This window comes from Rossellomorea aquimaris, from assembly GCF_001877785.1.
GTDB classification, from domain to species: domain Bacteria; phylum Bacillota; class Bacilli; order Bacillales; family Bacillaceae_B; genus Rossellomorea; species Rossellomorea aquimaris_A.
The window spans coordinates 239,586-265,304 of sequence record NZ_MINN01000074.1; the positions used below are offsets into that span (position 1 = coordinate 239,586).

The window sequence follows — 25,719 nt, forward strand, 5'->3', positions numbered from 1 at the left end:
TGCAGTCAGGCCTATCTTTAATTACTTATGATTGTGGTGAAGAAAAATGGATGTCATATTGATTGTACTGCCTGCCCTATTGGTTTTTGCTGTAGGATACATCGGGCAGAAGAAACTCGGGTTTGAAATCAATTCTATTTCTAAAATGGCCATTTATTTAATGTATCCATTTCTTGCATTCAAGACGTTCTACGAGAATGAACTGAATATGGACTACCTTTATATATTTATCTTTTGTTTGTCCCTTTGCCTGCTGTTGATCGTTACCATCAAAATAGTCGCCATGGCGAAGGGTTATTCCAAGCCTAAAGTCTCCGCGATGATTCTTTCTGGCGTATTTATGAACAGCGGGAATTATGGGGTACCCGTCATCCTTTTTGCGTTCGGGGAACTTGGCTTTCGCTACGCCGTCATCATGATGGTGATTCAGTCGTTTCTAATGAATACCATAGGGTTGTATTATGCAGTCAGCGGGAGTGAAAAAACGAGGGATAACAAAGAGATTTGGATGAAGATCATCAAAATGCCGATTCTTCACGGCGCATGGATAGGATTAAGTTTTCAGCTGCTTCAGCTCCATGTCCCATTGTTCATGAGCCAAACCATTGATCTGATTTCTCAAGCGACAATCCCTGTCATCATGGTGGTATTGGGCATGCAGCTTGCCACCCTTGGAGGAAAAGCAGTGGAAAAAGGGGCGTTATCATTTATTATCATCATGAGAATGGCCGCATCACCCGTGCTCGCTTTTATTCTTGTATCGTTCCTTCCTGTTAATACGGAACTCGGGGCGATTCTGATCATTTTGGCAAGCATGCCGACTGCTGCCAATACCACGATGTTCTCCCTGCAATTCAACACGGAACCAGATTTGGTATCAGCAAGTACCCTAATCACGACTTTAATGAGTATTATCACGATTCCAATCATGCTTGCTATAGTTTCAGTATGAAGATCGATGCAATGAGGCGGAGTATCCAGTAATAATATTATGTATACTTTATGTAATAAAAAATCATCCTGGAGGTCCAGGATGATTTTTTTATCTTTTCATGCTTCTTGCAAATTCCTTTGCCACTTTTGGTGTTCTTTTTGCTTCATTCACAGTATACATGATTGAACTTTTTTTCATCTGGATGTCTTCCTGAATTTCTCCCTGTGTTGTCTGCAGCTGATCGGTTTCTGCAGTCACGCGGTTCATATCTGCCTGAATATTGTTGACTGTTTGGTTAATTGAATTAATCGCCGGCTTTGTGTCTTTGAATGTTTTCATTGCACTGACAGCAAGCATTATTAAAGCGACTGCCACAATTGCGATACTTATATAGACTAGCCACATATGATCTCCACCTTTTCATAAATAATTCTGTTTTATTATACTTTCCCTGTTTTCAAGAAAATTAACTGTTTCTCCATTCATTTTATTATTATTTTCTTACTATATGGCTTTACTAAAGGTCGTACAGCTAGTAATCTATTGATAAGTTTATGAGAGCGGAGGGAAAGTTGATGGCAAAAGCTATATTCTTTGATTTGGACGACACATTGTTATGGGATGCAAAAAGCATCCAAAGTGCTTTTGATGAAACGTGTAAATATGCAGGTTCTAAAGCGGATATAGATCCTGGGACATTAGAAAAGGAAGTAAGGAAAAACGCCAGGGAATTATATTCGACTTACGATACATATGAATTCACGCAAATGATCGGCATTAATCCTTTTGAGGGTCTCTGGGGTGATTTTCCCGATGAACATCATGAACAATTTAAGAAAATGAAAGAAATCGTGCCTGAATACCGCGAACAAGCATGGACGCTTGGATTAGAAGATGCGGGAATTCACGACAAAGATCTTGGCAGGGAATTGGCGGAACGTTTCAGGACTGAAAGGAAGAATCACCCTTTTGTATATCAAGACACGTTCCAGGTACTGGACGCCTTAAAGCATGAATACAGGCTGGTCCTTCTCACTAATGGTTCCCCTGATCTTCAAAACCTGAAACTGCAAATGACTAAGGAGCTCCTTCCTTATTTCGAAGAAGTCATTATTTCAGGAGCGGTCGGAAAGGGTAAACCCGATCAGGCGATGTTTCAGGATGCGCTTGATCGGCTGTCTCTCGGTAAGGAAGATGTCATAATGGTAGGTGACAATCTAAAGACAGACATAAAGGGTGCAAATCAAGCAGGCATAAAAAGTATATGGATAAATCGAAGGAATGAGTATCCCGAAGAAGTCATTCCTGATTTCGAAATATCTGAGCTGAGCGAGCTTCCCCAATTGATGAAGCAATTATAATCATTCTCATAATCGGTGTCCCATTTTCATAAAATGTGCACTGCATGGGGGTAGTTCTCAACATGAAGGAGGCACACCGTATGGCAGATGGATTTCATGAGAAACTGGTGGATGCGTCCATTGAAAAAGTATGGGATTTTGTAAGCGACCTTGACAAATGGGCTGCGCTGGTCCCCGGCTACATGGAACATACAATAATCAGTGATGCAGAATCAGAATGGAAATTCAAAGTCGATGCAGTTCTTTTTAGAAAAAAGATTCATGCAAAAGTGGAAATCAAAGAATGGGTAAAACCCGGTAAAGTATCATTCACATTAACAGGGCTCAATGAAAAGTTTACTGGCAGCGGTTCATTTCAAGCATCCCGTCTATCAACACACGAGACCATTGTAAGGGGGAGATTGTCCATCAGCCCTGATAGTTCAATGGGCAAACTGATCACTCCCATGATTGAAAGAAAAGTTCCCGAAATGACAAGGGAATTTACAAACAATGTTTCCGATGAAATTGAAAGACTCTATTCCCACAACTTATAAAGATGACGAAGCTGAACCAGCGGAGTAAATAATCCGCTGGTTCTTCCAATTAAATCTGAAAAATCGGGGGTCTCCCGTCAGAGGTTCATTGTTAGTTAAAAAAACATAGGTTATGCTAAGATATAAACCGGCTTGTATAAAGCAGGGATTGGTTTTAACGAAAAAATTCAGGTAACTACATATACTATAAGCAGTAAGTTTTAAAGAGGGGTCATATGATGCAAAACCTTGAATCGATCCGCGAAAAAGCGATTGAGGAAACAAAAATAAAGATTGAAGAAGATATTTCTCATTTTCTTGCGTCACACAAGGAATGTCCTGCATTTCAAGACTATTTGTCAGAAAGAAGCGGCTTTTTTCAGCAGATTTGGTTGAATACATGGCTGAACAAGGTGACAAATAATATTCTTAGAAGTCATAAAAAAGCATTTCTGCGTAGTAAGGGATATGAAGTAGAAGGAGTCGATAAAAAAATTCTGAATAAAATGTTCCGAAATGAAATCCGGAATGTGCGCCCTTTCCATGTTAGGGAGTGGGTGCAGGAGCATGCGCCGGATGAGCAGGAATGGGAAACTCGTCACCGTAAGGAAAGAGAACGTTATCTCAAAGAAATGGAAGAAAGGATAACGGCTTCCCAAAGAAAAGGTGTCCAAAAAGAAATTTTATATTTCCTGGAGCAAAAGGTCGAAGAACAGGAGCTTAACTGGTATTTGGAATTAAGGTATATTTTCTCAAAAAAGATCGTGAGTGACTTGAATTCTAAACCGAAATATAAACAAATCGACCCGTATGCTCTTGAGGACAAGTTAGAAGAACAAGGAATGCTCAGCAATCATGAATTTACTACAGTTACTGACATGCTAATGGAATTTACTGGATCGATTCATAAGAAAAGTGAACAATGGGAACGAAATCTCTGGGAATATGAAACGTATCATTTTCCATATGAAAGGTTCATTTTTTCTTACACAGAGAATATTATATCATCTTATGTATGTGAGAATCTTTCGGCCGATATCCTTGCTTCCTATAAGGAAATTTACGGAAGGAAACTTTCACAGGAGCAGGTTATCAAATGGGCACAACCTGTCATCATGAAAGAAAAAACTCTTTTCTTCAATTGGATCCGCGAAGAATATGTCGTCGATTTGGTGGAGCTTGCAGCTGTACCTTTTGATATAGATGAGCATCTGTCACTTTATAGAACAGCGCTTGAAAAGAGACTCCAGCGTAAAGAGGAAGAAGAAGCGTTATTAAAAGAAAAGCAAGAAGAAGAGGCGCGGATACTGCATGACATTTTCGGCCAGGAATACAGTCCATCCCAAAGAAAAGGGATAGAATACGTCCTCCATATAGGAGAAACGAATACAGGTAAAACCCATAAAGCGTTGACCCGCATGAAAGCTGCCGATAGCGGAATTTACCTTGCCCCTTTAAGATTATTGGCCCTGGAAGCTTTTGATAAACTGAATAGCGAAGGAGTGCCTTGCAGTCTTAAGACTGGAGAGGAAGAAAAAGAAGTCGGCGGTGCACGTCATATGGCATGCACAGTTGAGATGTTCCACGAAAAGGATGATTACGAAGTGGTCGTTATCGACGAAGCGCAGATGCTCGCTGATCAGGATCGAGGTTTCTCATGGTATAAGGCCATAACGAAAGCAAGGGCAAAAGAGGTCCATATTATCGGGAGTGAAAATGTACGGACTCTCTTACTTGGTCTGGTTGGAGAAGATGGGGTGCAGGTACACAATTACGAAAGAGAGATCCCTTTACAGGTAGAAAAGAAGGAATTTAAATTAAAGCATGCAAGGCAGGGAGACGCCCTTGTCTGCTTTTCGAGGAAGAAAGTGCTGGATACAGCATCAAGACTTCAGAATAACGGCCACAAAGTGAGCATGATTTATGGAAGCATGCCCCCAGAGACGCGAAAGAAGCAGATGATGCAATTCATTACCGGTAAGACAAAGGTAATCGTGGCAACAGACGCGATCGGAATGGGGTTGAACCTGCCGATCAGGAGAATCGTATTTCTTGAAAACGATAAGTTTGACGGGACGAGAAGAAGGCTCCTTACATCACAGGAAGTCAAGCAGATCGCAGGAAGAGCTGGAAGAAAAGGCATCTATGAGGCAGGGAAGATCGCCTTCACCAAGGACATTAATAAAATGACGCACTTATTGACGCAGGATGATCCCTCCCTTAAAACATTTGCGATAGCCCCTACAAGCAGTGTTTTTGAACGATTCCAGCGTTATTATCATGATCTGGATACCTTCTTCGACTTATGGGATCGCTATGACAGTCCTTACGGGACAGAAAAAGCTTCTTTAACTGAAGAGAAAGAATTGTTCGAACTCGTCCGGGGGACAGATATAGAAGCAAGGCTCTCTATTAATGATTTATACGGATTCCTTCACCTGCCGTTTTCTAAGAAAGAAAACAAGCTTACTCAGCAATGGCTGGATTCCATGTATGCGATTGTCCATGACGAAGAGCTTCCCGAGCCTGATATCAGTAATAAAAACCTTGAACAGAAAGAAATTTCCTATAAGGCAGTAGGTCTGCATTTATTACTTCTTTACCGTTTAGGAAGGCAGACAGAAGCATATTATTGGGAAAGAACAAGGCAGGAAATCGCTGATGGTGTGCATGAAAGCCTGCGGACCGAAGTGAAAGGTCTTTCAAAGAGATGCAGGAATTGCGGGAAGAAGCTTCCTCCCAACTTTGGTTTTCCTATATGTGACCGGTGCCATACGTTGAAGCGTAAGCGGCGGGAAAGAAGGAAGGGGTAAGTGGTCATTTGGATGTGAATACTTAACGTAAAAAAGCAAGCGGGATGCAGGATCCGCTTGCTTTTTAATTTGCATTACCGGCTGAAGAAGTTCTCTGTATAATAAGGCTGCGATTCCCCATTAAAGGCAACCCCTACGCCGAGATATTCGTAATGTGACTGAAGGATGTTATCCCTGTGACCTTTTGAATTCATTAATCCCTCATGTGCAAAAATTGAACTCATCTGCCCGTAGGCAAGATTTTCTCCCGCTGTCCTGAAAGCGACATCGTCTTCTTCCATGCGGTCAAAGGGAGATTTTCCTTCGCGGTTTGTATGGCTGAAATAATTGTTGTCCGCCATATCCAAACTGTGCTTGCGTGCCGTCTGCTTTACCTCATTATCCCATGTCAGGGGAGACAATCCGTGATTTACCCTGGCGGCATTGGTAAGGTCGAATAACTGAAACTCGAATCCTTCTTTCAGTTCCGGATTCGGTTCTGTATAAAATCCCTGCTTCTTTTGTTCCAGACTTCGATCAATGATTTGCACACCTGTGACAGAATCCTGTTCATGTTTGTCATAAAAGACGGTGACATAGCTGTCATCGACCTGGAAGACATCATGTTCTCCATTGTTCTGCAGCTGGTAGACCGTAAGTCCTTTTCTTATCGACGTCAAGGGATCACCAAGCCTGCCTTGAACTGTTTCTTTCGTACTGTCAATTTCTATCCCTGCAGAAGAAGTCAGTAAGTCCTGATTGGTATATAATCCATTTACATGCTGTTCTGCATCATAGGACACCATAAAAAAATTTTGATAATCTTCATGATAGGTATGCCAGTACGACCCGTACTCGTTAAGTGTTTTACGTACTGGAGCCCCAAGCTCTTTTTCCACCGAATCACGGGAGTCACCCAGTTCAATATTATGTATGGAAAATTGCTGGTTTTCCGGAGCGGAAAGAGACGGCTTATCGATTGTTCCCCGGTCTTGCCTGTCTTCGCCATTTTTTAGTTCTCCGATGGACTCATCCAGTTTGACCAAAAGCAGATTCAATTCATTATAAAATTGGTCAAAAGCATTCTGGACTTTCGGGCTGTCTTTCATTTCCTGTATTTTAGAAAGCATGGAATCCAGTCCGGTCGCCTCTACTTTTTCTTCCCAGACCGGTTTAGAACCATATGCAATAAATATTACTACTATAAGCATCAATAATCGCTTCATGCGGTAACACTCCAATCTATCCTTCATTTTACCCAAAAAATCATGGAAGGAAAACGTATGGAAAACTTTTCACCACTGTATACCCCAGATTGGATCCTTTCAATCCATATTCCCTGTTTTAGTATAGTTTTGTATGGGTAACATAAAAAGTAGATTCCATTTAAGACCGGGAAATAAATGAAAAGGGGAATAAATCAATGAAACTAACACATGAAGAAAGAATACAGCTGCATGAATTTAATAATCTGACAAAGTCCTTGAGTTTCAATATGTATGATATTTGCTATACAAAGACAAGGGAAGAGAGGGAAGCTTACATAGAATATATTGACGAACAGTACAATGCAGAAAGGCTCACAAAGATACTCACGCACGTTTCGGATATCATAGGGGCCCATGTCCTGAATATTGCGAAACAGGATTATGTACCCCAGGGGGCAAGTGTGACGATCCTTGTGTCAGAGGGACCCATAGTAGAAGTCCCGACTGAACATTTCGATGAATCGCCGGGTCCGCTTCCATCTTCCGTGACGATGCATCTGGATAAAAGCCATATCACGGTTCATACTTATCCCGAATATCATCCTCATGAAGGAATCAGTACATTCCGTGCAGATATTGATGTATCCACGTGCGGAGAAATATCGCCATTAAAAGCACTCAATTATCTGATTCACTCATTCGACACTGATATCATGACGATGGATTACCGGGTTCGCGGCTTTACAAGGGATATCAATGGACGAAAATTATTCATTGATCACGATATCAATTCCATCCAAAACTATATTCCGGAAGAAATCAAAGACGAGTATGACATGATAGATGTAAACGTCTATCCACAAAATATCTTCCATACAAAATGTAAATTGAAGGAATTCGACTTGAATAACTATCTGTTCGGTTATTCAAAGGAGAAGCTTGAAAAGGAAGAGGCCGATGAAATAACGAAGAAATTGAAGATGGAAATGGATGAAATTTTTTACGGGAAGAATATACACAACCATTACTAGACCGATCCCCTGTTGGTACTTGCCGACAGGGGATTTTTTTGAAAAATACACATGTCGCCACCCCGCTGAATCCTTTCATTCAGTATAATAGGGATGGAAGCTAATGATAAGGAGGATTACCAATGAATTCACATGAAATAGATTTTAAGCTGCATGGAGATGACATGCAGTTCGTGGAAATCGAGCTTGATCCAGGAGAGAGTGCCGTTGCGGAAGCGGGAGGCATGATGATGATGGATGACGGCATCTCAATGGAAACGATCTTCGGTGACGGTGCACATGATGGAAGGGGAGGCGGCTTATTCGGCAAGCTGGTTGGGGCCGGTAAACGTTTGTTGACAGGGGAAAGTTTATTTATGACTGTCTTTACGAACGAAGGAAGCGGCAAGAAACATGTTTCTTTTGCAGCTCCTTACCCTGGTAAAATCATCCCTGTTGACTTAAGTGAACTAGGCGGGAAAGTCATCTGTCAGAAGGATGCTTTCTTGTGTGCAGCAAAAGGTGTTGCAGTCGGGATCGACTTTCAAAAGAAACTGGGTACTGGTTTCTTTGGCGGAGAAGGATTTATCATGCAGAAGCTGGAAGGAGACGGCCTTGCATTTTTGCATGCCGGCGGAACAATACATAGAAAAGAACTTCAGCCGGGTGAATTGCTGAGAGTCGATACAGGATGCCTGGTCGCCATGACAAAAGATGTGGAGTACAACATTGAGTATGTAGGAAAGATAAAGTCTGCTTTTCTCGGCGGAGAAGGACTGTTCTTCGCCACGGTGCGCGGGCCCGGGACTGTATGGATTCAATCACTTCCATTCAGCCGCCTGGCAGAAAGAATTTATGCAAACGCCCCTGGAGGCGGTAAATCAACTGGAGAAGGCAGTATTTTAGGTGGAATCGGTGATTTCTTGAACGGTGATGATTGATATATGTATGGATTTGAGGCAGCAGGGTTTTTTCGCTGTCTTTTTTATTTGCCGGTTTATTCCACATGCCTCTCTGGGCACAGCCCTTCCGCTTTTCATTTGTCCAGCTCCGGCGGCTAGAGGCGACAAGCCGCCTCCGCTTTTCTGTGTTATTCACCCATTTTTTCTTCCTGACATATGTAATAGTAGATGAAATGGAAAGGGTGGTTTTATGTCAGGGATTGTACGCCATTATTATGCAGGAGGCAATACAGCGAAAGGATTTTACAGTCTGTATGATTCGGTCCTGGAGGGAATGAATCGATTGTTTATATTAAAGGGCGGGCCGGGAACGGGTAAATCCTCGCTAATGAAGGATATCGGCCAAAGATTCGAAGAAAGGGAAATTGACGTAGAATATTTGCATTGTGCATCAGATAATCAATCGATTGACGGAGTGATCCTGCCTCAATGGGGAGTGGGGATTGTAGACGGGACTGCACCCCATATTATCGAACCGAAGGCACCGGGTGTTATTGAAGAGTATGTCAATCTCGGTACAGCCTGGGATTCGAATATACTGAAGAAACATAAAAATGAAATTCTGGAGTTGAATGATCTGATTTCTGATAAATTCCAGACGGCATATCTTACTTTTGCTCAAGCATTGGCCGCCCATGATGACATTGAAGAAATTTATATTTCCAATATGGACTTTAACAGAGCCAATGAGTTAACTCAGGAGCTGATCAATTTATTTTACGGAGACAACTTTCTTAATAAGGAAGCGAAAGTGGTACACCGGTTCCTTGGTGCAGCTACGCCCGATGGAGCTGTCGATTATATCCAAAACCTGACCCAGGATGTGGAGAAACGTTATTTCATCAAAGGACGTGCCGGCTCGGGGAAATCGACTATGTTAAAGAAAATCTCGGCGGCAGGTGAGGAAAAAGGTTTTGATGTCGAAATCTACCATTGCGGCTTTGACCCGAACAGTCTGGACATGGTCATCATCCGCGAACAGGGAATCGCCATATTCGACAGCACTGCCCCGCATGAATATTTCCCTGACCGCGATAGCGACGAGATCGTCGATATGTACGAACGCTGCATCACTCCAGGCACCGATGAGAAGTTCGCTGAGGATATTGCCAGGACCACAAAGGGGTATAAAGATAAAATGAAAGAGGCAATCTCGTATTTGAGTGAAGCGAAGGCCCTTCGAGGAAATCTGGAGGCCCTTTATGTGGATGCGATGGATTTCAATAAAGTTGAACGACTAAAAGAAGAGATATTCAATGAGATGAATTCCATTGTTGAATCGAAATAAAAAGTGTAGATCACGCGGGGAAGACTGCGTGATTTTTTCTGTGCAGTGGCATTGACAATATACCTATAGGGGTATATAATTAACTCAAGAACAAATTATGAAACTTTCTAAAGGAGGAATTTACTTATGAAAGAATTATCAACAAAAGAAGTACAGGAACTACTAAAAAATGATGAACCCAACATAATTGATGTCCGGGAGGATGATGAAGTAGCAGCTGGTATGATCCCTGACGCCAAGCATATCCCACTTGGATCGATTGAATCACGTATGGACGAACTGGATAAGTCAAAGGAATATATCATGGTGTGCCGTTCGGGCGGACGCAGTGGACGAGCTGCTCAGATCCTTGAAAATCAAGGGTTTAAAGTTATAAATATGACTGGTGGAATGATGGCCTGGGAAGGCGAAGTCGAATAAATTTTTTTGAGTGTATTTATACCATATAGGGTATTAGATTTAACTAACAGGAGGAATTATGATATGAGTAAAAAAGTAGCAATCATCGCAAGTAATGGTGGATTATTTGATGCGTATAAGGTTTATAACATTGCAACGGCAGCAGCTGCAACAGATCAGGAGGTAGCTATTTTCTTCACATTCGAAGGGTTAAATTTAATTCATAAAGAAGCCTATCAACAGCTTCCGATGCCTGAAGGTAAGGAACATTTCCAAGAAGGTTTCACTAAAGCAAATGTACCGGCCATTCCTGAGCTTGTAGAAATGGCGAAAGAAATGGGTGTTCGATTTATCGGCTGTCAAATGACTATGGACGTCATGGGGCTGGATAAAGAAGCTTTCGTAGACGGAATAGAAGTAGGCGGAGCCGTCACATTCTTGGAATTTGCCAAAGATGCAGATGTTACATTAACATTCTGATGAAGAATTGAAAATATAAGAGAGCTATTGGGTTTTCCAGTAGCTCTCTTATAAAAACTGTTTCAAACAGAACCCATTGGAAGAAGGGGTGCCTTATGAGGAGATGGGTCTATTTTGTCACTTTAAGTACTAATGCTCCCTATGTGATTAGAGAGGGTATTGAGAGAAAGAAAAGCGGTGATGACGTAATGATTTTCTTCGATTTGGATGGAGCATATGTACTGGATAAACGTTATACGCAGAAAATGGAGAGATCCCATGGCGTGGATATGGAGGAAATGCTTCAAATTGCACTTTCTTTAGGGATCAGACTCTATGGCTGCCAATTGAACATTCTTGTTGCAGATGGATTAGAGTTAGTCGAAGGTGTTGAATTGGCTGGTGTCGTCACGTTTCTTGAGATTGCTTATGGAGCTGATGCAGTATTAAGCTATTGAAGGGGGGCAATCGAGTATGCCTGAAAGAAAAGTTGTAGTACTCGCACTACATGATGAATTGGAGTCGGTTTATCCTCCGCTTAATATCGCAGTAGGTGCAGCTTCCTCTGGTGCCGATGTTATATTGGCATTCTCAAGGAGGGGTGTCAACATCTTGACAAACAACTTTGTTCCTAAGCCATCGAAAGGAATCGAATATTTATCACAGGCACTCGATGCATTCAATGCCCCTACAATCAACGAGCTGGTTGAGCTGGCAGCCGAAGCCGGAGTGCGCTTTTATATAGTGGATGCTGACCATCATGAAAAGTTGGATCTTACCTACCCTGCCGAGCAGGTTCCGATCAAGTGGGTTCTGAATGAAAGTAATTCAGCCGATTTGTTTGTTCATTTTTAGTATCTTAAAGTAAGAGGGGGAATATGAACCGGAAGAAATCGAATTGTGGGAATGGAACATGAAGCAAATCTTCAAAGAAAAGCCGCAAACGTTATATACCGCCTTTATGACCGGGCTTGTGGCTGTGGCTCCTGGCAGGAGTCATCTTATTATTGAATAAGTTTTTCTAAAGAAGGAGCGTAATGAGGCTTCTTCTTTTTTTATCCTATTGATTTTTAACACTGAAACCTTCAGTATTAATAAGCGAACGATTATTAGCAAAAGAAAGTAGGAACTGTACTTGAATACATTTAGATCCTTAGGGATTTCAGAAGAATTGGATAAAACACTATCGAGGATGGGCATTGTGAAACCGACACCCATTCAGAGTGAAGTCATTCTGGAATTAATGAAAGGCAGGGATGTCATGGCAAAAGCCCAAACCGGTTCTGGAAAAACATATGCATTTGCCTTGCCGATTCTTGAAAGAAGTAAAAAGGGCGGCAGTCACATCCAGGGGATCATTGTCACTCCGACTAGAGAATTGACGATACAAGTTGCCGATGTTTTAAAACAACTGACAATGAAACAAAAGAATACGGACATCTTAGCAATGTACGGCGGTCAAAGTCATGAGCAGGAAGTAGAAGAACTCCAAAAAAATCCCGCTTATCTTGTCGGTACGCCGGGCCGGGTATTGGATCAAATCAAACGTGGGCATCTGGACCTTTCACATGTGCGTTTTTTTGTGTTGGATGAAGCAGATCAGATGCTGCAGGTCGGTTTTTTGAATAAGGTGGAGGAAATCATAAAAGCAACACCTCGTTCAAGGCAGATGATGCTGTTTTCAGCCACCATGCCGGCACCTGTCAAAAAGTTGGCCCTTAAATATATGAAAGATCCAAAAACAATCGAGATCGAGGGGAAAGCAGCACCTTCATCGATCAATCAATTTGCCATCTTCACGGTGGATAAAGCAAAGCAGGAGACGATTCTTCAATTAGTTGAAGCTTTCAATCCGAAAAAGGCGGTTATATTCTGCCGGACCAAAAGAAGGGTCTCCAAACTTTTTCAAGTTTTCAAATCAAAAGGGACTGAAGTTGCGGAACTCCATGGTGATGTACCACAAGATAAACGGGAACAAGTCATGGAATCTTTCAGAAAGGAAGAAATCCCGCTCCTGATTGCAACCGATGTTGCCTCCCGGGGACTGGATATCGAAGGGGTCACCCATGTATTCAACTACGATATCCCAGAAAATACCGAGACGTATACCCACCGGATCGGCAGGACCGGAAGAGCAGGAGCAGAAGGTTTATCCTATACTCTCTACACTTCTGAAGACAGGCCTTTACTTGATAAAATTGAAAGTGATTTACAGACGAGAATTCAAAAACAAAATTTAGGGAACACAATTACCCTTAAAGGGAAAGAAAGTTCATCTTCAAGAAAGAAGAAAAACAAAAGAAAAAGACCTTCTTCAACGCAGAACAATTCAACAAGAAAAAGTGACAATCAAAAAATCTCTACGGACGAAGGTTTTTATGAAAAGCGATCAGGAAAGAAGAAAACAGAAAAGAGCTCAAAGGAATCCGCCGGCGTAATATCGGGGAAAGAGCGCAAGAAAGCTAATAGTCAATGGGGAAAGTCAAATAAAAAGCCGGTAACCGGCTCGAGAAAACCTAATAAGTAAAAGAGATGAAGCTGTGCAGGTATCCAATTAAAATACCTCTGCACGGCTTCTTTCGTTGTATACTATCGAAATTATTCTAATATAATAAGTAAGAAATCAGTAATTATTTTAGAATAATAATAGATTGTAAATCCTTTATGTTACTATATTAAAAGGGATTTCTAAATGAAAAGGAGTTTTTTATATCACAATGAAATTGATTTCCTGGAATGTAAATGGAATAAGAGCCTGCGTAAAAAAAGGATTTCTTGATTACTTTCAAGAAGTGGATGCAGATATTTTCTGCATCCAGGAAACGAAACTTCAAAGAGGCCAGATTGAATTGAATCTGCCTGGATATGAACAATACTGGAATTATGCTGAGCGGAAAGGGTACTCGGGAACGGCCGTTTTCACTAAAAAGAAACCCCTTTCTGTATCGTATGGTATACAAGAGGGGGAAACTGAACCTGAGGGCAGGATCATCACCTGTGAGTTTGAACGCTTCTATCTAGTAAATGTATACACGCCAAATTCCAAAAGAGATTTATCGAGACTGGATGAAAGACTGCAATGGGAAGATACGCTCAGGGATTATCTGATTGAACTTGATCGGACCAAGCCGGTGATCCTCTGCGGCGATCTGAATGTCGCGCATAAAGAAATAGATCTTAAGAATGACCGTGCAAACCGTGGCAATTCAGGGTTCACGGATGTAGAGCGAGGAAAGATGACTATGTTTCTAGAATCAGGGTTTGTCGATACATTCAGGTATTTATACCCTTATAAGGATGAATCCTATACATGGTGGAGCTATATGAGCAAAGTCAGGGAACGGAACATCGGATGGCGCATCGATTACTTTATAATGTCAGAGGGAATGGCTGTGAATCTAAAAGATGCAGGCATTCATTGCACGATTTTAGGAAGCGATCATTGTCCAGTATATTTGGAGCTGGATGAGAACATTTAAATAAATGAATGAAGTGAGGAATACGCATGGTACAGGACAAATTGAACTTTGAGAAACTTACAATCGAATTATGTAATAAAGAGACCGATGAACTGATAAGGCAGGTATCATCTTCATTTTTAGAGGAGGCTCTGGAGTACCTGAAATCTAATGAAAATGAATACATTTTCATCGTAGCAGATGAGTTCGATAAAATTAGGATTGATGGACTTTCACTGGAACGTGATGATCTGTTCGGCCATTACGATGCCATGTTCGGGTTGAAGATGCAAAAGAAGTACAGAGAAGAAATCGTCTCTTTCCTGGAAGGGACGCTGCAGGGAAAGAAGGGATATAACCTGCTTTTTAACGGAGAAGACGGCTTGTGGGATGTGAATCTCTCCATCAATGATCTTCCTTCTTATGATAAGAATATGACGTTAAAGGATGCGGTCGAAGAGATCCATTCGTATCTATCTGAACTGCTTGAAAAAATCACAGAGAAGAAATAAGCACCCCGGTTATGATTTGGGGTGCCGCTAGTGAATTATCTCTCTTGATCCCTTAAGTGGGCCATTTCTTCTGTTACCACAATGGCGAGGTCTGTATTGCCGAATAAGGAGAGTACGCCCAACAGGGTCGAGTCGGCGATTTCTTCGGACTCCTCCTTCGGCACCGTCAGGTCGATTCCCTGCTTAAGTGCAGGGTTTGCCGCTTGTTCAGGATAGGCCTTTTTATAGATGTCTGCAGGATTAAGATCATTATTTACGCACCACTGCGCAAACACAAGAATCATCATGTTTTCGTCTTTCTGATAGTTTGAAATGATCTTGTCTTCAAGTTCTTTATTGTTCATGTTAGTCGCTCCTTAAAGGTTCTGTCGACTATCATTATATCGAAGGACAGGAAGGAATCCTATTAAAAAAGATAAACGGGACATCATGGTTTTCTTTTGAAATGATCCCGTGTATAATTGAGGGATATGCAAAGCGAAAGGAAGATATTTTTTAATGATCATTACTGGCCACACTATGGAAGAACTTAAAGATCCTACAGGTATTTTAAGCGGCAGCCGCCATGAAATGATGCTGGCGATTGAAGTTCCTGAAGACGATGAAATGTTTTCAGAGTCCGGGTTATATATAAAAACCATCTTTGTTCAAGACGGAGATGTGTCACGGATTGCACAATATCAAATCATTGAAAGAGATACTGAATCCATCCTTGACTTTGAGTTGGAAGAAGACGAAGAAGCCCAGCTTCTACAATATTGCAAAGAAGCCTTTACGAATTGACTGTAAACATCTTATCTTTTCTGGATAAGATGTTTTTTTATACTAAAAAAAGATTGATTCGTTTCTGACGGCGGTTATTCTTCGAGCTGCTGAAAACATTGTCGGAATAGGATGTATCAAAATGAAAGAATATGCTATAATTATGCTAGCACACGATAGCACATCGTTTTATGGAGGTTTTAACACTTTATGAGCAGCAATGATAGAATCCAGCTTAATGTCAGAGTCGACAAAGAAACAGCTCAGCAATTGGACGAAATTGTAGAATATTATCAGGAAAAAGCGAAGATTGGCAGAATATACAAAGGCGACGTTCTTACAGATATCATCAAAAAATCCCATGAACTGATGTTAAAACAAATCGCCATCCAAAACCGCAAATACTAAAAGTCATGTTGAAGAGCATATACATCCTGAATGTATACGCTCTTCATTTATCACTTCAATGTCGGATATGGTAAGATAACAACAAAAAATTATACAAACGAGGGATTGATTGTGCAGCTTCCGGATAAACTTATCAGGCTTCAAAAAAGTTCAAGTATTTCACCATACATATGGAGTATCATAAGCATTCTCCCATTTTATTTTATATTTCAATCATCTTCATCGATTGAAATCATAGTGGGCATTACCTTGACGATATTATTCTTTATTTTTTTACGGCTTGCTTTTCTGTCAAAAAATTGGCCGGTATACGTGTGGACCTCTTTATTAATTGCCATCTCCATCACGATGACCATTCAGTTTAATTTTATTTATTTTGCATTTTACATAGCTTACTATAACGGGAATATAAAAAATCGAATCGCTTTTTTGACGCTGTATGTTATTCACCTTGTCCTTACAACTGCATCGATCAACTATAAATTCGTGGAACAGGACCCTCTTTTTCTTTCCCAAATCCCGTTCATCCTGATCATCTGGATCAGTGTCATCCTGCTTCCTTTCAACATATACAACCGCAACAAACAAGGATGGCTTGAAGAAAAGCTGGAAGATGCGAATAAACGAATTTCAGAACTGGTCAAACAAGAGGAAAGACAGCGGATCGCACGGGACCTGCATGATACGTTAGGGCAAAAGCTGTCCCTCATAGGTTTAAAAAGTGACTTGGCGCGGAAACTGATTTACAAAGATCCCGAACAGGCAAAAGAAGAGTTGATAGATGTACAGCAAACAGCGAGGACAGCACTCTCTGAAGTCCGTACGATGGTCTCACAAATGCGAGGGATACGTCTGGAAGATGAAATGGTCAGAATCAAACAGATCCTTAAAGCAGCAGACATTGAATTGATCATCGATGAAGAGACCCCCTTACCCGCCACTTCACTTTTTCTTGAAAATATATTGAGCATGTGCCTGAAAGAAGCCGTCACAAACATCGTGAAACACAGCCGGGCAGATTCTTGTAAGATAACCATCGAAGATCATGATAATGAGTTGACAATAAAGGTAAAAGACAATGGCATCGGACTTCTCAAGGACAAAGATTTGTTAAGAGGCAGCGGTTTAAGGGGGATGGAGGAGCGTCTGGACTTTGTAAACGGGACACTCGAGATCATTTCCGATAAAGGCACGTTGTTGATCATGAGAGTGCCTAAAGTAATCAAACAGATAGGGAGGGATTGATATGATTCGCATTGTAATTGCAGAAGATCAGCGTATGATGCTCGGCGCATTGGGGTCGTTGCTTGATTTGGAAGATGACCTTGAAGTAGTGGGGAAGGCGGGCAATGGGGAAGAAGCGATATCCCTCGTCCGCCGCTTGAAGCCTGATATTTGTATGATGGATATCGAAATGCCCGAGAAGACAGGCCTTGAAGCAGCGGAAGAATTAAAAGGGGAAGAATGCAAAGTCATCATTCTGACGACATTTGCCCGTTCCGGCTACTTTCAGAGGGCAATCAAAGCCGGGGTTAAAGGCTATTTATTGAAGGACAGCCCGAGTGAAGAGCTGGCAAGCTCCATCCGTCTTGTCATGCAGGGGAAAAGAATGTATGCCCCTGAATTGATGGATGATATGTATAGTGAGGAGAATCCGTTGACAGACCGGGAAAAAGAAGTGCTGGAATTGGTGGCAGATGGAAAAAACACTAAGGAAATCGCCGATGAACTCCAGTTGAAGACAGGAACGGTACGCAACTACATTTCCACCATCCTTGATAAGCTCGAAGTGAAAAATCGCATTGAAGCCATTACCCATTCCAAAGAAAAAGGCTGGTTTAAATAAAAAGATGGTTCTAAAAGATTGCTGTTTTTCGTAAATAGGCTTGCAGTTGGAATACGCTTGTGGACGTGCTCTTTTCGAACCAATTTGCGGTATTTTCCTGTATATAAAAAAGAAGTATGCGAAAAGAGCCAAATAAAAAAAGATTGACAAGAAATATATACATGTTACGATAACATCGAATTCAAAATTTCATATGACGATCCACTAGGGGTGCCTTTCATGAAGGCTGAGATTAAAGTGTGACTTTAAGACCCTTTGAACCTGATCTGGTTGAGACCAGCGTAGGGAAGTGGTGGTTGAAGGTTACATATTTATTTTGGTGTGATGCCTTTTCAAGCCACTTTCTGTTCGCTTTTTGCGTATGGAAAGTGGCTTTTTGTTTTCCCTGAGATGGGTCGTCATGGAAAAGGAGAGTCTATGATGACATTTACAAATGAATTAAGGAAAGAAGTCGATGAGGTTTGGGAGGCAAGCTTTAATCACCCGTTTGTAAGAGGGATCGGGGACGGTACGCTGCCGCTTGGCAAATTCCGTTACTACATTCTTCAGGATGCGTATTATTTATCTCACTTTTCCAGGGTCCAGGCATTGGGTGCTGCCAAAGCACAAGATTTACATACGACATCAAGAATGGCAGCCCACGCACAGGGAACGAATGAAGCAGAATTATCCCTGCATGAAACATTCTCCGTTCTACTTGGTATTACAGAGGAGGAAAAGAAACGATTCAAGCCTGCTCCTACCGCCTATGCTTATACTTCCCATATGTACAGGGCAGCACAATTCGGCGGGCTTAAAGAAATTCTGGCTGCAATCCTGCCCTGTTATTGGCTTTACCATGAAGTTGGGGAGCGCCTTAAATTGTTTACTCCTGATGAACAGATCTACAGGGAATGGATTTCAGCTTATGGCGGTGATTGGTTCGGAGAGCTCGTGACAGAGCAGATCAATCGATTGGATCGGCTGGCTGAAAAAGCATCTGATGAAGAAAAAGGAGTGATGAAGGAGCTGTTTATGATCAGCAGTATATATGAGCTGCAATTTTGGGAAATGGCCTACTCCATTGAGAAATGGCCGTTTGAACACCACCTTTTGGCAGATGCAGGGAAGCAGGTGAAGTAAGTGGCAAAGTTGAAATTGACGGATATTTTGGTGACGGTTGTCATCTCGACCGGATTCGGTGTCATTTACAAAGTCTGGGGACCGCTATACCACATGATGAAGCCATTTGGCCTGCACGCAGATCAACTTATCTATGGGATGTGGTTCATGGCTGCAACGGTTGCCTTCCTGATCATCCGTAAGCCAGGGGTCGCCCTGCTCGCCGAGATAGCGGCTTCATCCGGTGAATTTCTAATGGGATCGGAATGGGGTCTTGAGGTACTCCTCTTCGGGGTTGTACAGGGGTTGTTTGCCGAGGCGGTGTTCTTTGTAACTAAGTATAAACGAAACAGCCTGTTCATTATTAGTCTCGCTGCTGTGATGTCTGCATTCGGGTCGATCTTAATGGATAATTACAAAGGCTATATTGGGGATCTGGCTGTTTGGAATCTGCTTTTATTCCTTGGGGCAAGATTACTTGGTTCGGTATTGATATCCGGAATGGGGGCTTTCTATCTTGTGAAGGCCCTGGAACAAACGGGTGTGACAAGCCTTATGAGACCTGCAGAAAAAGAAGATTACGAAGCTCTTGACAGATAGGTGTGAGTCACAGTGGAGATCAAGAAATTAAGGTTGAAGTTTCAGGGAGAAAAGCAATTACTGTTTAAAGATTTATCACTTTCGATCGGTCAGGGGGAGAAGGTCCTTCTCCTCGGTCCTTCCGGATGCGGGAAATCAACGCTGCTTAACGTATGTGCGGGGCTGATCCCCCATTCGTATGAAGTGCCGATGAAAGTATCATCCATTTCATATCCTTCCTCCTGGGGCTATGTGTTTCAAGATCCGGACGCGCAGTTTTGCATGCCTTATGTGGACGAGGAGATGGCATTCGTCCTTGAAAACCTGAATGTACCGAGAGATAAAATGGATGCAATCATTCAGGAACTGCTTCAGAAAGTGGGTTTAAACTTTCAGAATCCCCATATCAAGATTTCTGAGTTGTCTGGAGGGATGAAGCAAAAGCTGGCCATAGCTGCGGTTCTTGCCATGGAGCCGGACACACTATTTTTGGATGAACCGACCGCTTTAGTGGACGAGGAAGGCACAAAGGAAATTTGGAACACAATAAAAAGGATCAGTAAGAAAAAAACGGTGATCATCGTTGAACATAAGCTGGATCATGTTGTCGGATTGGTAGACCGGATCATCCTCTTCAACAAGTTTGGAGAGATGATTGCAGATGGAAAGACAGAAAAAGTCCTTACAGAACATTCCGCCACCATCAAGAAGGATGGCGTCTGGTATCCGGACGCACGTAAGGACTACTTAAAATCATTCAAGAGAAAAAGACATACCTATTCGGATGAAACAGTGTTAGAAATAGAGCACTTTAAAGGATATCTGAACAAGACTCCAAAAATAACGGTTGAACACGCTTCTGCCAAAAGAGGTCAATGGATTTCTATCCTCGGAAGAAACGGAGCGGGAAAATCAACTTTTCTCCATGGGTTAATGCAATTCATCCAAACAACTGGAAGGTACGAGCTATTTGGCCTTAAAAAAAACAAACAGAATATCTTGGAACATTGCTCATTTGTTTTTCAGAATCCCGAGTTTCAATTTGTTGCAAATACCGTATATGACGAAATTGCCTTCAGCCTCAAACTGAAAAAAATAAGCGGGGCTGAGCTGGATAAAAGGACAGGGGAGATGCTGGAACGATTCAATTTGAAAGAATGCAGCCATTTGCATCCATTTCAGTTATCAATGGGGCAAAAGAGACGATTGAGTGTGGCGGCTTCCATTTTGTTCAGCCAGGATATCATTCTTCTGGATGAACCCACTTTCGGTCAGGACGCAGTGAATACCTTTCAATTGCTGCATCTGCTGAAAGAGCTGCAGCATCAAGGTTCCACCATCCTAATGGTCACACACGACATCGAAGTTGCAAAGGCCGTATCGGACAAAGTTTGGACGATTGAGGAGGGAGCATTGATTAAGGATGAATTTTGCTCTATATCAACCACAGCGAAGGAGAGATCAATGTGAAGCAAGACATCCTGCAGAATAAGTCTTGGATGCTCGGGGTCAACCCAAGTTTCAAACTCGTCGTCATGGTTCTCCTGTTCATCTTGGTTTTGATGATCCATCAATTAAATCTCCTTTTCTATTTAACGGTGTTTTTATTCCTGCTGTTCTGGTTCTGCTCAGGACTTACATGGAAAGTCAAGTTTCTGCTGTTACTGCCATTTATCATGATGTTCGTTTCTACTGCCTCTTCGATGATCTTATTTGGTAAGGGAGACGTGATTTGGATGAAGTGGGGACTTATCGAAATTTCAGAGGAAAGCTTTTACCGGGGCCTTCATATTGGTTTCAGGGCATTGCTTTTTGGGCTGCTTGGATTGATATTCACGTTATCCACCCGGCCCGTGATGCTCTTCTATTCGTTGATGCAGCAGCTTAGGTTGAAACCTGAATACGCTTACAGTTTCATGGCAGGATTCAGAATGATCCCCATCATAGCAGAGGAATTCTTGACCATACGCCGGGCGATGAAGGTAAGGGGGCTTAACCCCCAAAAAGGCATGGCCGGATTGCTTTTCACATTTCGGTCCTCGGCGCTGCCGCTGCTGGCACAAAGCATCAGACGAGCACACCGGATTGCAGTGGCCATGGAGGCAAAGCGCTTTAATGGAAGCGGAAAAAGGACGTACTATTACAAAACGGTTTTTTCAAAATATGATGCATTTTTTATTGTATTGATTTTCGCCATGCTGGTGTTCGGCTGGCAAGCGGCGGCAGTATATCCGGTCTTCCCGGCCGGGGATGTGCGGTATCACGGATAGGAGGCGTTTTTTTGAAGAGACAGTTACATGTTATTACAACAGGTCAACAAGGAATGAATGAAATGGTCAGTATTTCATTGGCCGTCAAATTATATATTGATTTTCTCCACATCAGGGAAAACACCTGGACAGCAAGGGAATTGGCAGAGGCTGTCACATTATTAATAGATGGGGGCTTTCCCCCAAAAAAAATCATTATAAATGACAGAGTGGATGTTGCTTCTGTAATGGGGGTCCGCGGTGCTCATCTTGGTGGTCATAGTTTAAGAGTCTCTGAGGTGAAAAGGAACTTCCCCGGCTTGAAGGCTGGGGTGTCTGTTCATTCAGTGGATGAAGCGGTCTTCCTCCAAGTTGAGGGAGCGGATTACCTTATGTATGGAAACGTATTCAGCACCCCTTCTAAACAAGGAAAGGATGGAGTGGGAATGAAGAACCTCAAAACAGTAGTGGATGCAGTCGACCTTCCTGTCATTGCAATCGGCGGCATCAAACCGGGAAATACAAAGGATATCATCGACACAGGTGCGGAAGGCATAGCGGTTTTGTCCGGTATTTTCCTTGCCGAAGACCCGGAAAGCACCGCATGCGAATATCGATTGAATTTGGATGGAGGTGTCAAAGTTGAGTGAATCCTATGATGTCATTATTGTGGGGGCGGGTGTAATAGGCTGTTCGATCGCCTACCAGCTGAGCAATAGACAGAAAAAAGTACTTCTTCTTGACAAGAACAAAATAGGAGGTGAAGCATCCTCTGCGGCAGCAGGTATGCTGGGGGTGCATAGTGAATTCATTGATGACCAAAATTTATTGAGGGCCGCCTTAAAAAGCAGGGATATGTTCACGGAACTGTCACGTGAGTTAAAGGAAATAAGCGGAATAGACATAGAGATTGTACAAAATGGAATGATCAAACCTGCCTATTCAGAAATTGAAAAAGACCAAATGAAGGAAATCTTGCAGCTAAGTGCAGATGTTGAGTGGCTGTCGGAAGAAGAGGTTTCAAGATTGGAGCCAAAGTTATCAAAAGTGAATCACGGTGCCCTGTATGCATACAGGGACGGTAATGTCTCTGCTGGCAGGCTTACCCGGGCTCTTGCGGAATCAGCCGTGAAACTAGGTGCATACATACAGGAATACACACCAGTTATAAGCTTTCTCATGGAAAGTGGCAGATGCATTGGAGTGAAGACTTTGCATGAAACCTATCATTCCCAGGAAGTTATCGTCGCAGGGGGAGCTTGGAGCAGCAAGATACTGAAAGATGCCGGGTTTGAAATATGCGGACTACCAGTTAAAGGTGAGTGCTTTTCAGTTAGTGCTGGTAAACAGCTGGTGGAAAGGACGATATTCACAAAAGAATGCTACATAGTCCCAAAAAGGGGGAATCACTATCTGGTCGGGGCAACCGAACATCCGCATACTTTTGATTCGAAAGTTTCAGCCGGAGGGATTCATCATCTATTGGGAAAAGCCATCGATTTGCTCCCTGATCTTGCATTTGCCAGATTGGAGAAAACCTGGGCGGGTGTCAGGCCGAAAACGGACCGCTTTCCCCCTCTCATCGGGAGGCTGCCGGGGCCGGAATGTCTTACTGTTGCAACCGGACATTACAGAAACGGCATACTACTCGCACCACTAACTGGAATGTTGATGGCAGATTTAATCGATGGCATAGAGATTGACCCCATTTTCGGATTCAATCAATTAATGAAAGGATGTGAAATAAGTGAGAGTGAAAATGAATGGGCACTATGTCCAGCTCCCTGCTGAGCTGTCGACCATCGCAGACTTGGTCAAACACTTTTCATTAAGTGACCGTATACTCATCGTTGAATTGAATGGTGAGATCAAAGGTAAACAACAGTATGATACTACAATGATTAAAGAAATGGATTCTATTGAATTCGTACATTTTGTAGGAGGCGGATGAGATGTTAAAGATAGGAAACTATGAATTCCAGTCAAGGCTGCTCCTTGGAACAGGTAAATATGCTGACTTTGAAACACAGCAAAAAGCAGTGGAGGTGTCAGAAGCGGAAATCCTTACATTCACTGTACGAAGAATGAATATTTTCAATGAGCACCAGCCAAACCTTCTTGAACGGCTTGATCTTTCAAAATATTCCCTTCTCCCCAATACAGCGGGAGCGAAAACCGCCAAGGAAGCGGTAAGACATTCAAAACTGGCACGGGCTTCAGGTTTGTGTGACATGGTAAAGGTTGAGGTCATAGGGTGCTCAAAAACCCTCCTTCCCGATCCAGTCGAAACGTTATTAGCCACAGAAGAGCTTGTTAAAGAAGGGTTCACCGTCCTTCCATACACCTCTGATGATGTCGTGCTTGCAAGAAGGCTGGAGGAAGCGGGAGCCCACGCCATTATGCCCGGGGCTTCCCCGATCGGTTCAGGACAAGGAATACTAAATCCGGTCAATCTGCGCTTTATCATCGAACAGGCAAACGTCCCTGTCATTGTCGATGCCGGTATTGGTTCTCCGGCGGACGCTGTATATGCGATGGAACTCGGTGCGGAGGGGATCCTTTTGAATACAGCTGTTTCCGCTGCAAAAGACCCAGTTAAAATGGCTGAAGCGATGAGGCTTGCTGTCAATGCGGGCAGGATGGGATATGAGGCAGGCAGGATTCCCAAAAAGCTTTATGCATCAGCGAGCAGTCCTATGGAGGGATTCGTCGGGTGAGAAGTGAACGATATTCCAGACAAATGTTATTTCCTCCTATTGGAGATAGCGGGCAGTTGAGCATTTCCTCCAAGAATGTGCTGGTTATAGGTGCCGGGGCACTTGGCACCGGTTGTGCAGAAGCGCTGGTCCGTGCAGGCGTCGGCAAAATCACGATCGCCGACCGTGATTTTGTGGAATGGAGCAATCTTCAAAGGCAGCAGCTCTACACGGAGAAGGATGCAGCGGACAGGATGCCAAAAGCCGCGGCTGCAAGGGAACATCTAATGAAGGTCAACTCAGACGCCGAAGTCGATGCGCATATCATGGATGTGGGTCCCAATGACTTACAGAGACTTACGAAAGATGCAGATCTTATCATTGATGCTACCGACAATTTCGATACCAGGCTGATGATCAACGATATCTCCTTTCAGAAGAAGATTCCCTGGATTTACGGGGGATGTGCAGGCAGTTACGGGATTACCTGTACATTCCTGCCTGGAAGGACACTCTGTCTCAATTGCCTTATGGAAGATATACCATCATCGAGTATGACGTGTGACACTACAGGTATTATTTCTCCTGCAGTGTCGCTGGTTGTATCCCTTCAAGTCGCCGAGGCATTGAAGATTTTGACTGGTAATGTAAGTTCGGTACGCAATACTCTTATTTCATTTGATTTGTGGAAAAATGAGTACAGCTGCTTAGATGTTCAAAGATTGAAGAAACAGGACTGTCCCACTTGCGGTGCAGAACCCAGATATCCTTACCTCCAATACGATAACCAGTTGAAAACAGCGGTTTTATGCGGGAGGGATGCCGTGCAGATCCGTCCTCCCAAGTTGGTGGATGTTGATCTTGAGCACATGGCATCACAGCTGCAAAGGCATATGGACCGTGTAGACAGGAATCAATATCTTCTTGCCTGTCAAACTGGAAAGCACCGTATTGTCCTGTTCAGGGACGGCAGGACTCTCATCCACGGGACGCAGGATATAATCGAGGCAAAGTCGCTCTATCACCGATACTTAAACTGAATTGATGAAGGCCCGTCCCCCCTTGTCAAAGAGGGACGGGCCTTCATCATATCTTTTTCGAACGTATCATAAACTGTAATAAGCCTTTGGGCAGCAAGGTTTAACATCATGGAAAAGGAGGTTTTATCATGGATGTGTGG

General features: G+C 42.7%; 30 protein-coding genes and 1 riboswitch. Of the genes, 27 read left to right on the forward strand and 3 right to left on the reverse strand.

Annotated features, from left to right (window positions below):
* The first annotated feature begins 46 nt into the window (after positions 1 to 46).
* Entirely contained in the window at positions 47 to 952 is a 906-nt protein-coding gene (locus tag BHE18_RS05040; protein WP_071617528.1) for an AEC family transporter, read from the forward strand.
* Positions 953 to 1,042: 90 nt separating this feature from the next.
* On the opposite strand, the gene BHE18_RS05045 is transcribed toward BHE18_RS05040, so the two are convergent.
* Positions 1,043 to 1,339: a DUF948 domain-containing protein gene (locus tag BHE18_RS05045; protein WP_071617529.1), complete on the reverse strand. Its 297-nt coding sequence runs from the start codon at positions 1,337 to 1,339 to the stop codon at positions 1,043 to 1,045.
* A gap of 170 nt (positions 1,340 to 1,509) precedes the next feature.
* On the opposite strand from BHE18_RS05045, the gene BHE18_RS05050 reads away from it, so the two are divergent.
* The 3 genes from BHE18_RS05050 to BHE18_RS05060 all read left to right on the forward strand — a co-directional run bounded on the left by BHE18_RS05050 (position 1,510) and on the right by BHE18_RS05060 (position 5,623).
* Positions 1,510 to 2,295: an HAD family hydrolase gene (locus BHE18_RS05050; protein ID WP_071617530.1), complete on the forward strand. Its 786-nt coding sequence runs from the start codon at positions 1,510 to 1,512 to the stop codon at positions 2,293 to 2,295.
* A gap of 80 nt (positions 2,296 to 2,375) precedes the next feature.
* The gene (locus tag BHE18_RS05055; protein ID WP_071617531.1) at positions 2,376 to 2,831 is read left to right on the forward strand and encodes a CoxG family protein; all 456 of its coding nucleotides are present in this window, start codon (positions 2,376 to 2,378) and stop codon (positions 2,829 to 2,831) included.
* Positions 2,832 to 3,046: 215 nt separating this feature from the next.
* Positions 3,047 to 5,623 carry a helicase-related protein gene (locus BHE18_RS05060; protein ID WP_328585870.1) on the forward strand — a complete coding sequence of 859 codons (2,577 nt, stop codon included), beginning with the start codon at positions 3,047 to 3,049 and terminating at the stop codon, positions 5,621 to 5,623.
* A gap of 74 nt (positions 5,624 to 5,697) precedes the next feature.
* On the opposite strand, the gene BHE18_RS05065 is transcribed toward BHE18_RS05060, so the two are convergent.
* Positions 5,698 to 6,828 (reverse strand): CAP domain-containing protein, encoded by a 1,131-nt coding sequence (locus BHE18_RS05065; protein WP_071617533.1) that lies wholly within the window; start codon positions 6,826 to 6,828, stop codon positions 5,698 to 5,700.
* Positions 6,829 to 7,025: 197 nt separating this feature from the next.
* On the opposite strand from BHE18_RS05065, the gene speD reads away from it, so the two are divergent.
* From speD to BHE18_RS05115, 10 genes are all read left to right on the forward strand, one after another.
* On the forward strand, positions 7,026 to 7,841 hold the full coding sequence (gene speD, locus BHE18_RS05070; protein WP_071617534.1) for an adenosylmethionine decarboxylase: 816 nt from the start codon (positions 7,026 to 7,028) through the stop codon (positions 7,839 to 7,841).
* 122 nt (positions 7,842 to 7,963) lie between these two features.
* A complete protein-coding gene (locus BHE18_RS05075; RefSeq protein WP_071617535.1) occupies positions 7,964 to 8,761 on the forward strand; it encodes a TIGR00266 family protein in 798 nt (265 codons plus the stop codon).
* Positions 8,762 to 8,972: 211 nt separating this feature from the next.
* A complete protein-coding gene (locus BHE18_RS05080) occupies positions 8,973 to 10,070 on the forward strand; it encodes a PRK06851 family protein (RefSeq protein ID WP_071617536.1) in 1,098 nt (365 codons plus the stop codon).
* 126 nt (positions 10,071 to 10,196) lie between these two features.
* Positions 10,197 to 10,490 (forward strand): rhodanese-like domain-containing protein, encoded by a 294-nt coding sequence (locus BHE18_RS05085; protein WP_071617537.1) that lies wholly within the window; start codon positions 10,197 to 10,199, stop codon positions 10,488 to 10,490.
* 63 nt (positions 10,491 to 10,553) lie between these two features.
* Complete coding sequence (locus BHE18_RS05090; RefSeq protein WP_071617538.1) at positions 10,554 to 10,949, forward strand: DsrE/DsrF/DrsH-like family protein; 396 nt, start codon at positions 10,554 to 10,556, stop codon at positions 10,947 to 10,949.
* A 188-nt stretch (positions 10,950 to 11,137) separates the two neighbouring features.
* Positions 11,138 to 11,386 carry a DsrE/DsrF/DrsH-like family protein gene (locus BHE18_RS05095; RefSeq protein WP_235860253.1) on the forward strand — a complete coding sequence of 83 codons (249 nt, stop codon included), beginning with the start codon at positions 11,138 to 11,140 and terminating at the stop codon, positions 11,384 to 11,386.
* Between the two features lie 16 nt (positions 11,387 to 11,402).
* Positions 11,403 to 11,783, forward strand: a complete 381-nt coding sequence (locus BHE18_RS05100) for a peroxiredoxin family protein (protein WP_071617540.1) — start codon at positions 11,403 to 11,405, stop codon at positions 11,781 to 11,783.
* Positions 11,784 to 12,063: 280 nt separating this feature from the next.
* Positions 12,064 to 13,455, forward strand: coding sequence for a DEAD/DEAH box helicase (locus BHE18_RS05105; RefSeq protein WP_235860254.1), 1,392 nt, complete (start codon positions 12,064 to 12,066; stop codon positions 13,453 to 13,455).
* Between the two features lie 190 nt (positions 13,456 to 13,645).
* Positions 13,646 to 14,407, forward strand: a complete 762-nt coding sequence (locus tag BHE18_RS05110; protein ID WP_071617542.1) for an exodeoxyribonuclease III — start codon at positions 13,646 to 13,648, stop codon at positions 14,405 to 14,407.
* Positions 14,408 to 14,433: 26 nt separating this feature from the next.
* Positions 14,434 to 14,898, forward strand: a complete 465-nt coding sequence (locus tag BHE18_RS05115; protein ID WP_071617543.1) for a hypothetical protein — start codon at positions 14,434 to 14,436, stop codon at positions 14,896 to 14,898.
* A gap of 35 nt (positions 14,899 to 14,933) precedes the next feature.
* Here BHE18_RS05115 and BHE18_RS05120 read toward each other — a convergent pair whose 3' ends face one another.
* The gene (locus BHE18_RS05120; protein ID WP_071617544.1) at positions 14,934 to 15,242 is read right to left on the reverse strand and encodes a hypothetical protein; all 309 of its coding nucleotides are present in this window, start codon (positions 15,240 to 15,242) and stop codon (positions 14,934 to 14,936) included.
* Positions 15,243 to 15,396: 154 nt separating this feature from the next.
* On the opposite strand from BHE18_RS05120, the gene BHE18_RS05125 reads away from it, so the two are divergent.
* The 13 genes from BHE18_RS05125 (at position 15,397) to BHE18_RS05185 (ending at position 25,579) form a co-directional block, all read left to right on the forward strand.
* Complete coding sequence (locus tag BHE18_RS05125; RefSeq protein ID WP_071617545.1) at positions 15,397 to 15,681, forward strand: DUF6509 family protein; 285 nt, start codon at positions 15,397 to 15,399, stop codon at positions 15,679 to 15,681.
* 189 nt (positions 15,682 to 15,870) lie between these two features.
* Complete coding sequence (locus BHE18_RS05130) at positions 15,871 to 16,068, forward strand: hypothetical protein (RefSeq protein ID WP_071617546.1); 198 nt, start codon at positions 15,871 to 15,873, stop codon at positions 16,066 to 16,068.
* A 111-nt stretch (positions 16,069 to 16,179) separates the two neighbouring features.
* Entirely contained in the window at positions 16,180 to 17,313 is a 1,134-nt protein-coding gene (locus BHE18_RS05135; RefSeq protein ID WP_071618240.1) for a sensor histidine kinase, read from the forward strand.
* Between the two features lies 1 nt (position 17,314).
* A complete protein-coding gene (locus BHE18_RS05140) occupies positions 17,315 to 17,914 on the forward strand; it encodes a response regulator transcription factor (RefSeq protein WP_071617547.1) in 600 nt (199 codons plus the stop codon).
* Positions 17,915 to 18,110: 196 nt separating this feature from the next.
* Positions 18,111 to 18,219, forward strand: a riboswitch (TPP riboswitch).
* 115 nt (positions 18,220 to 18,334) lie between these two features.
* A complete protein-coding gene (gene tenA, locus BHE18_RS05145) occupies positions 18,335 to 19,036 on the forward strand; it encodes a thiaminase II (protein WP_071617548.1) in 702 nt (233 codons plus the stop codon).
* Positions 19,037 to 19,615, forward strand: a complete 579-nt coding sequence (locus tag BHE18_RS05150) for an ECF transporter S component (RefSeq protein WP_071617549.1) — start codon at positions 19,037 to 19,039, stop codon at positions 19,613 to 19,615.
* 12 nt (positions 19,616 to 19,627) lie between these two features.
* Positions 19,628 to 21,064 (forward strand): ABC transporter ATP-binding protein, encoded by a 1,437-nt coding sequence (locus tag BHE18_RS05155; protein ID WP_071617550.1) that lies wholly within the window; start codon positions 19,628 to 19,630, stop codon positions 21,062 to 21,064.
* Entirely contained in the window at positions 21,061 to 21,864 is an 804-nt protein-coding gene (locus tag BHE18_RS05160) for an energy-coupling factor transporter transmembrane component T family protein (RefSeq protein WP_083573623.1), read from the forward strand. The genes BHE18_RS05155 and BHE18_RS05160 overlap by 4 nt, the downstream gene beginning before the upstream one ends.
* Positions 21,865 to 21,875: 11 nt before the next feature.
* The gene (locus BHE18_RS05165) at positions 21,876 to 22,493 is read left to right on the forward strand and encodes a thiamine phosphate synthase (protein WP_071617551.1); all 618 of its coding nucleotides are present in this window, start codon (positions 21,876 to 21,878) and stop codon (positions 22,491 to 22,493) included.
* Positions 22,486 to 23,634 carry a glycine oxidase ThiO gene (thiO, locus tag BHE18_RS05170; protein ID WP_171910655.1) on the forward strand — a complete coding sequence of 383 codons (1,149 nt, stop codon included), beginning with the start codon at positions 22,486 to 22,488 and terminating at the stop codon, positions 23,632 to 23,634. The genes BHE18_RS05165 and thiO overlap by 8 nt, the downstream gene beginning before the upstream one ends.
* The gene (gene thiS / locus BHE18_RS05175) at positions 23,591 to 23,794 is read left to right on the forward strand and encodes a sulfur carrier protein ThiS (RefSeq protein ID WP_071617553.1); all 204 of its coding nucleotides are present in this window, start codon (positions 23,591 to 23,593) and stop codon (positions 23,792 to 23,794) included. Before thiO ends, thiS begins: the two co-directional genes overlap by 44 nt.
* A 1-nt stretch (position 23,795) precedes the next feature.
* A complete protein-coding gene (locus tag BHE18_RS05180; RefSeq protein WP_071617554.1) occupies positions 23,796 to 24,560 on the forward strand; it encodes a thiazole synthase in 765 nt (254 codons plus the stop codon).
* A gap of 23 nt (positions 24,561 to 24,583) precedes the next feature.
* On the forward strand, positions 24,584 to 25,579 hold the full coding sequence (locus tag BHE18_RS05185) for a ThiF family adenylyltransferase (RefSeq protein WP_071618242.1): 996 nt from the start codon (positions 24,584 to 24,586) through the stop codon (positions 25,577 to 25,579).
* Positions 25,580 to 25,719 lie beyond the last annotated feature (140 nt).

Excerpts from the sequence above, each read along its gene's own strand:
- BHE18_RS05130 (WP_071617546.1), top strand. The coding sequence starts at position 15,871 with ATGAGCAGCAATGATAGAATCCAGCTTAATGTCAGAGTCGACAAAGAA.
- BHE18_RS05080 (WP_071617536.1), top strand. The coding sequence starts at position 8,973 with ATGTCAGGGATTGTACGCCATTATTATGCAGGAGGCAATACAGCGAAA.
- BHE18_RS05075 (WP_071617535.1), top strand. The coding sequence starts at position 7,964 with ATGAATTCACATGAAATAGATTTTAAGCTGCATGGAGATGACATGCAG.
- BHE18_RS05040 (WP_071617528.1), top strand. The coding sequence starts at position 47 with ATGGATGTCATATTGATTGTACTGCCTGCCCTATTGGTTTTTGCTGTA.
- BHE18_RS05090 (WP_071617538.1), top strand. The coding sequence starts at position 10,554 with ATGAGTAAAAAAGTAGCAATCATCGCAAGTAATGGTGGATTATTTGAT.
- BHE18_RS05120 (WP_071617544.1), bottom strand. The coding sequence starts at position 15,242 with ATGAACAATAAAGAACTTGAAGACAAGATCATTTCAAACTATCAGAAA.
- BHE18_RS05060 (WP_328585870.1), top strand. The coding sequence starts at position 3,047 with ATGATGCAAAACCTTGAATCGATCCGCGAAAAAGCGATTGAGGAAACA.
- BHE18_RS05185 (WP_071618242.1), top strand. The coding sequence starts at position 24,584 with ATGTTATTTCCTCCTATTGGAGATAGCGGGCAGTTGAGCATTTCCTCC.
- BHE18_RS05095 (WP_235860253.1), top strand. The coding sequence starts at position 11,138 with ATGATTTTCTTCGATTTGGATGGAGCATATGTACTGGATAAACGTTAT.
- BHE18_RS05065 (WP_071617533.1), bottom strand. The coding sequence starts at position 6,828 with ATGAAGCGATTATTGATGCTTATAGTAGTAATATTTATTGCATATGGT.
- BHE18_RS05180 (WP_071617554.1), top strand. The coding sequence starts at position 23,796 with ATGTTAAAGATAGGAAACTATGAATTCCAGTCAAGGCTGCTCCTTGGA.
- BHE18_RS05085 (WP_071617537.1), top strand. The coding sequence starts at position 10,197 with ATGAAAGAATTATCAACAAAAGAAGTACAGGAACTACTAAAAAATGAT.
- speD (WP_071617534.1), top strand. The coding sequence starts at position 7,026 with ATGAAACTAACACATGAAGAAAGAATACAGCTGCATGAATTTAATAAT.
- BHE18_RS05045 (WP_071617529.1), bottom strand. The coding sequence starts at position 1,339 with ATGTGGCTAGTCTATATAAGTATCGCAATTGTGGCAGTCGCTTTAATA.
- BHE18_RS05125 (WP_071617545.1), top strand. The coding sequence starts at position 15,397 with ATGATCATTACTGGCCACACTATGGAAGAACTTAAAGATCCTACAGGT.
- BHE18_RS05140 (WP_071617547.1), top strand. The coding sequence starts at position 17,315 with ATGATTCGCATTGTAATTGCAGAAGATCAGCGTATGATGCTCGGCGCA.
- BHE18_RS05100 (WP_071617540.1), top strand. The coding sequence starts at position 11,403 with ATGCCTGAAAGAAAAGTTGTAGTACTCGCACTACATGATGAATTGGAG.
- tenA (WP_071617548.1), top strand. The coding sequence starts at position 18,335 with ATGACATTTACAAATGAATTAAGGAAAGAAGTCGATGAGGTTTGGGAG.
- BHE18_RS05050 (WP_071617530.1), top strand. The coding sequence starts at position 1,510 with ATGGCAAAAGCTATATTCTTTGATTTGGACGACACATTGTTATGGGAT.
- BHE18_RS05115 (WP_071617543.1), top strand. The coding sequence starts at position 14,434 with ATGGTACAGGACAAATTGAACTTTGAGAAACTTACAATCGAATTATGT.
- BHE18_RS05055 (WP_071617531.1), top strand. The coding sequence starts at position 2,376 with ATGGCAGATGGATTTCATGAGAAACTGGTGGATGCGTCCATTGAAAAA.
- BHE18_RS05110 (WP_071617542.1), top strand. The coding sequence starts at position 13,646 with ATGAAATTGATTTCCTGGAATGTAAATGGAATAAGAGCCTGCGTAAAA.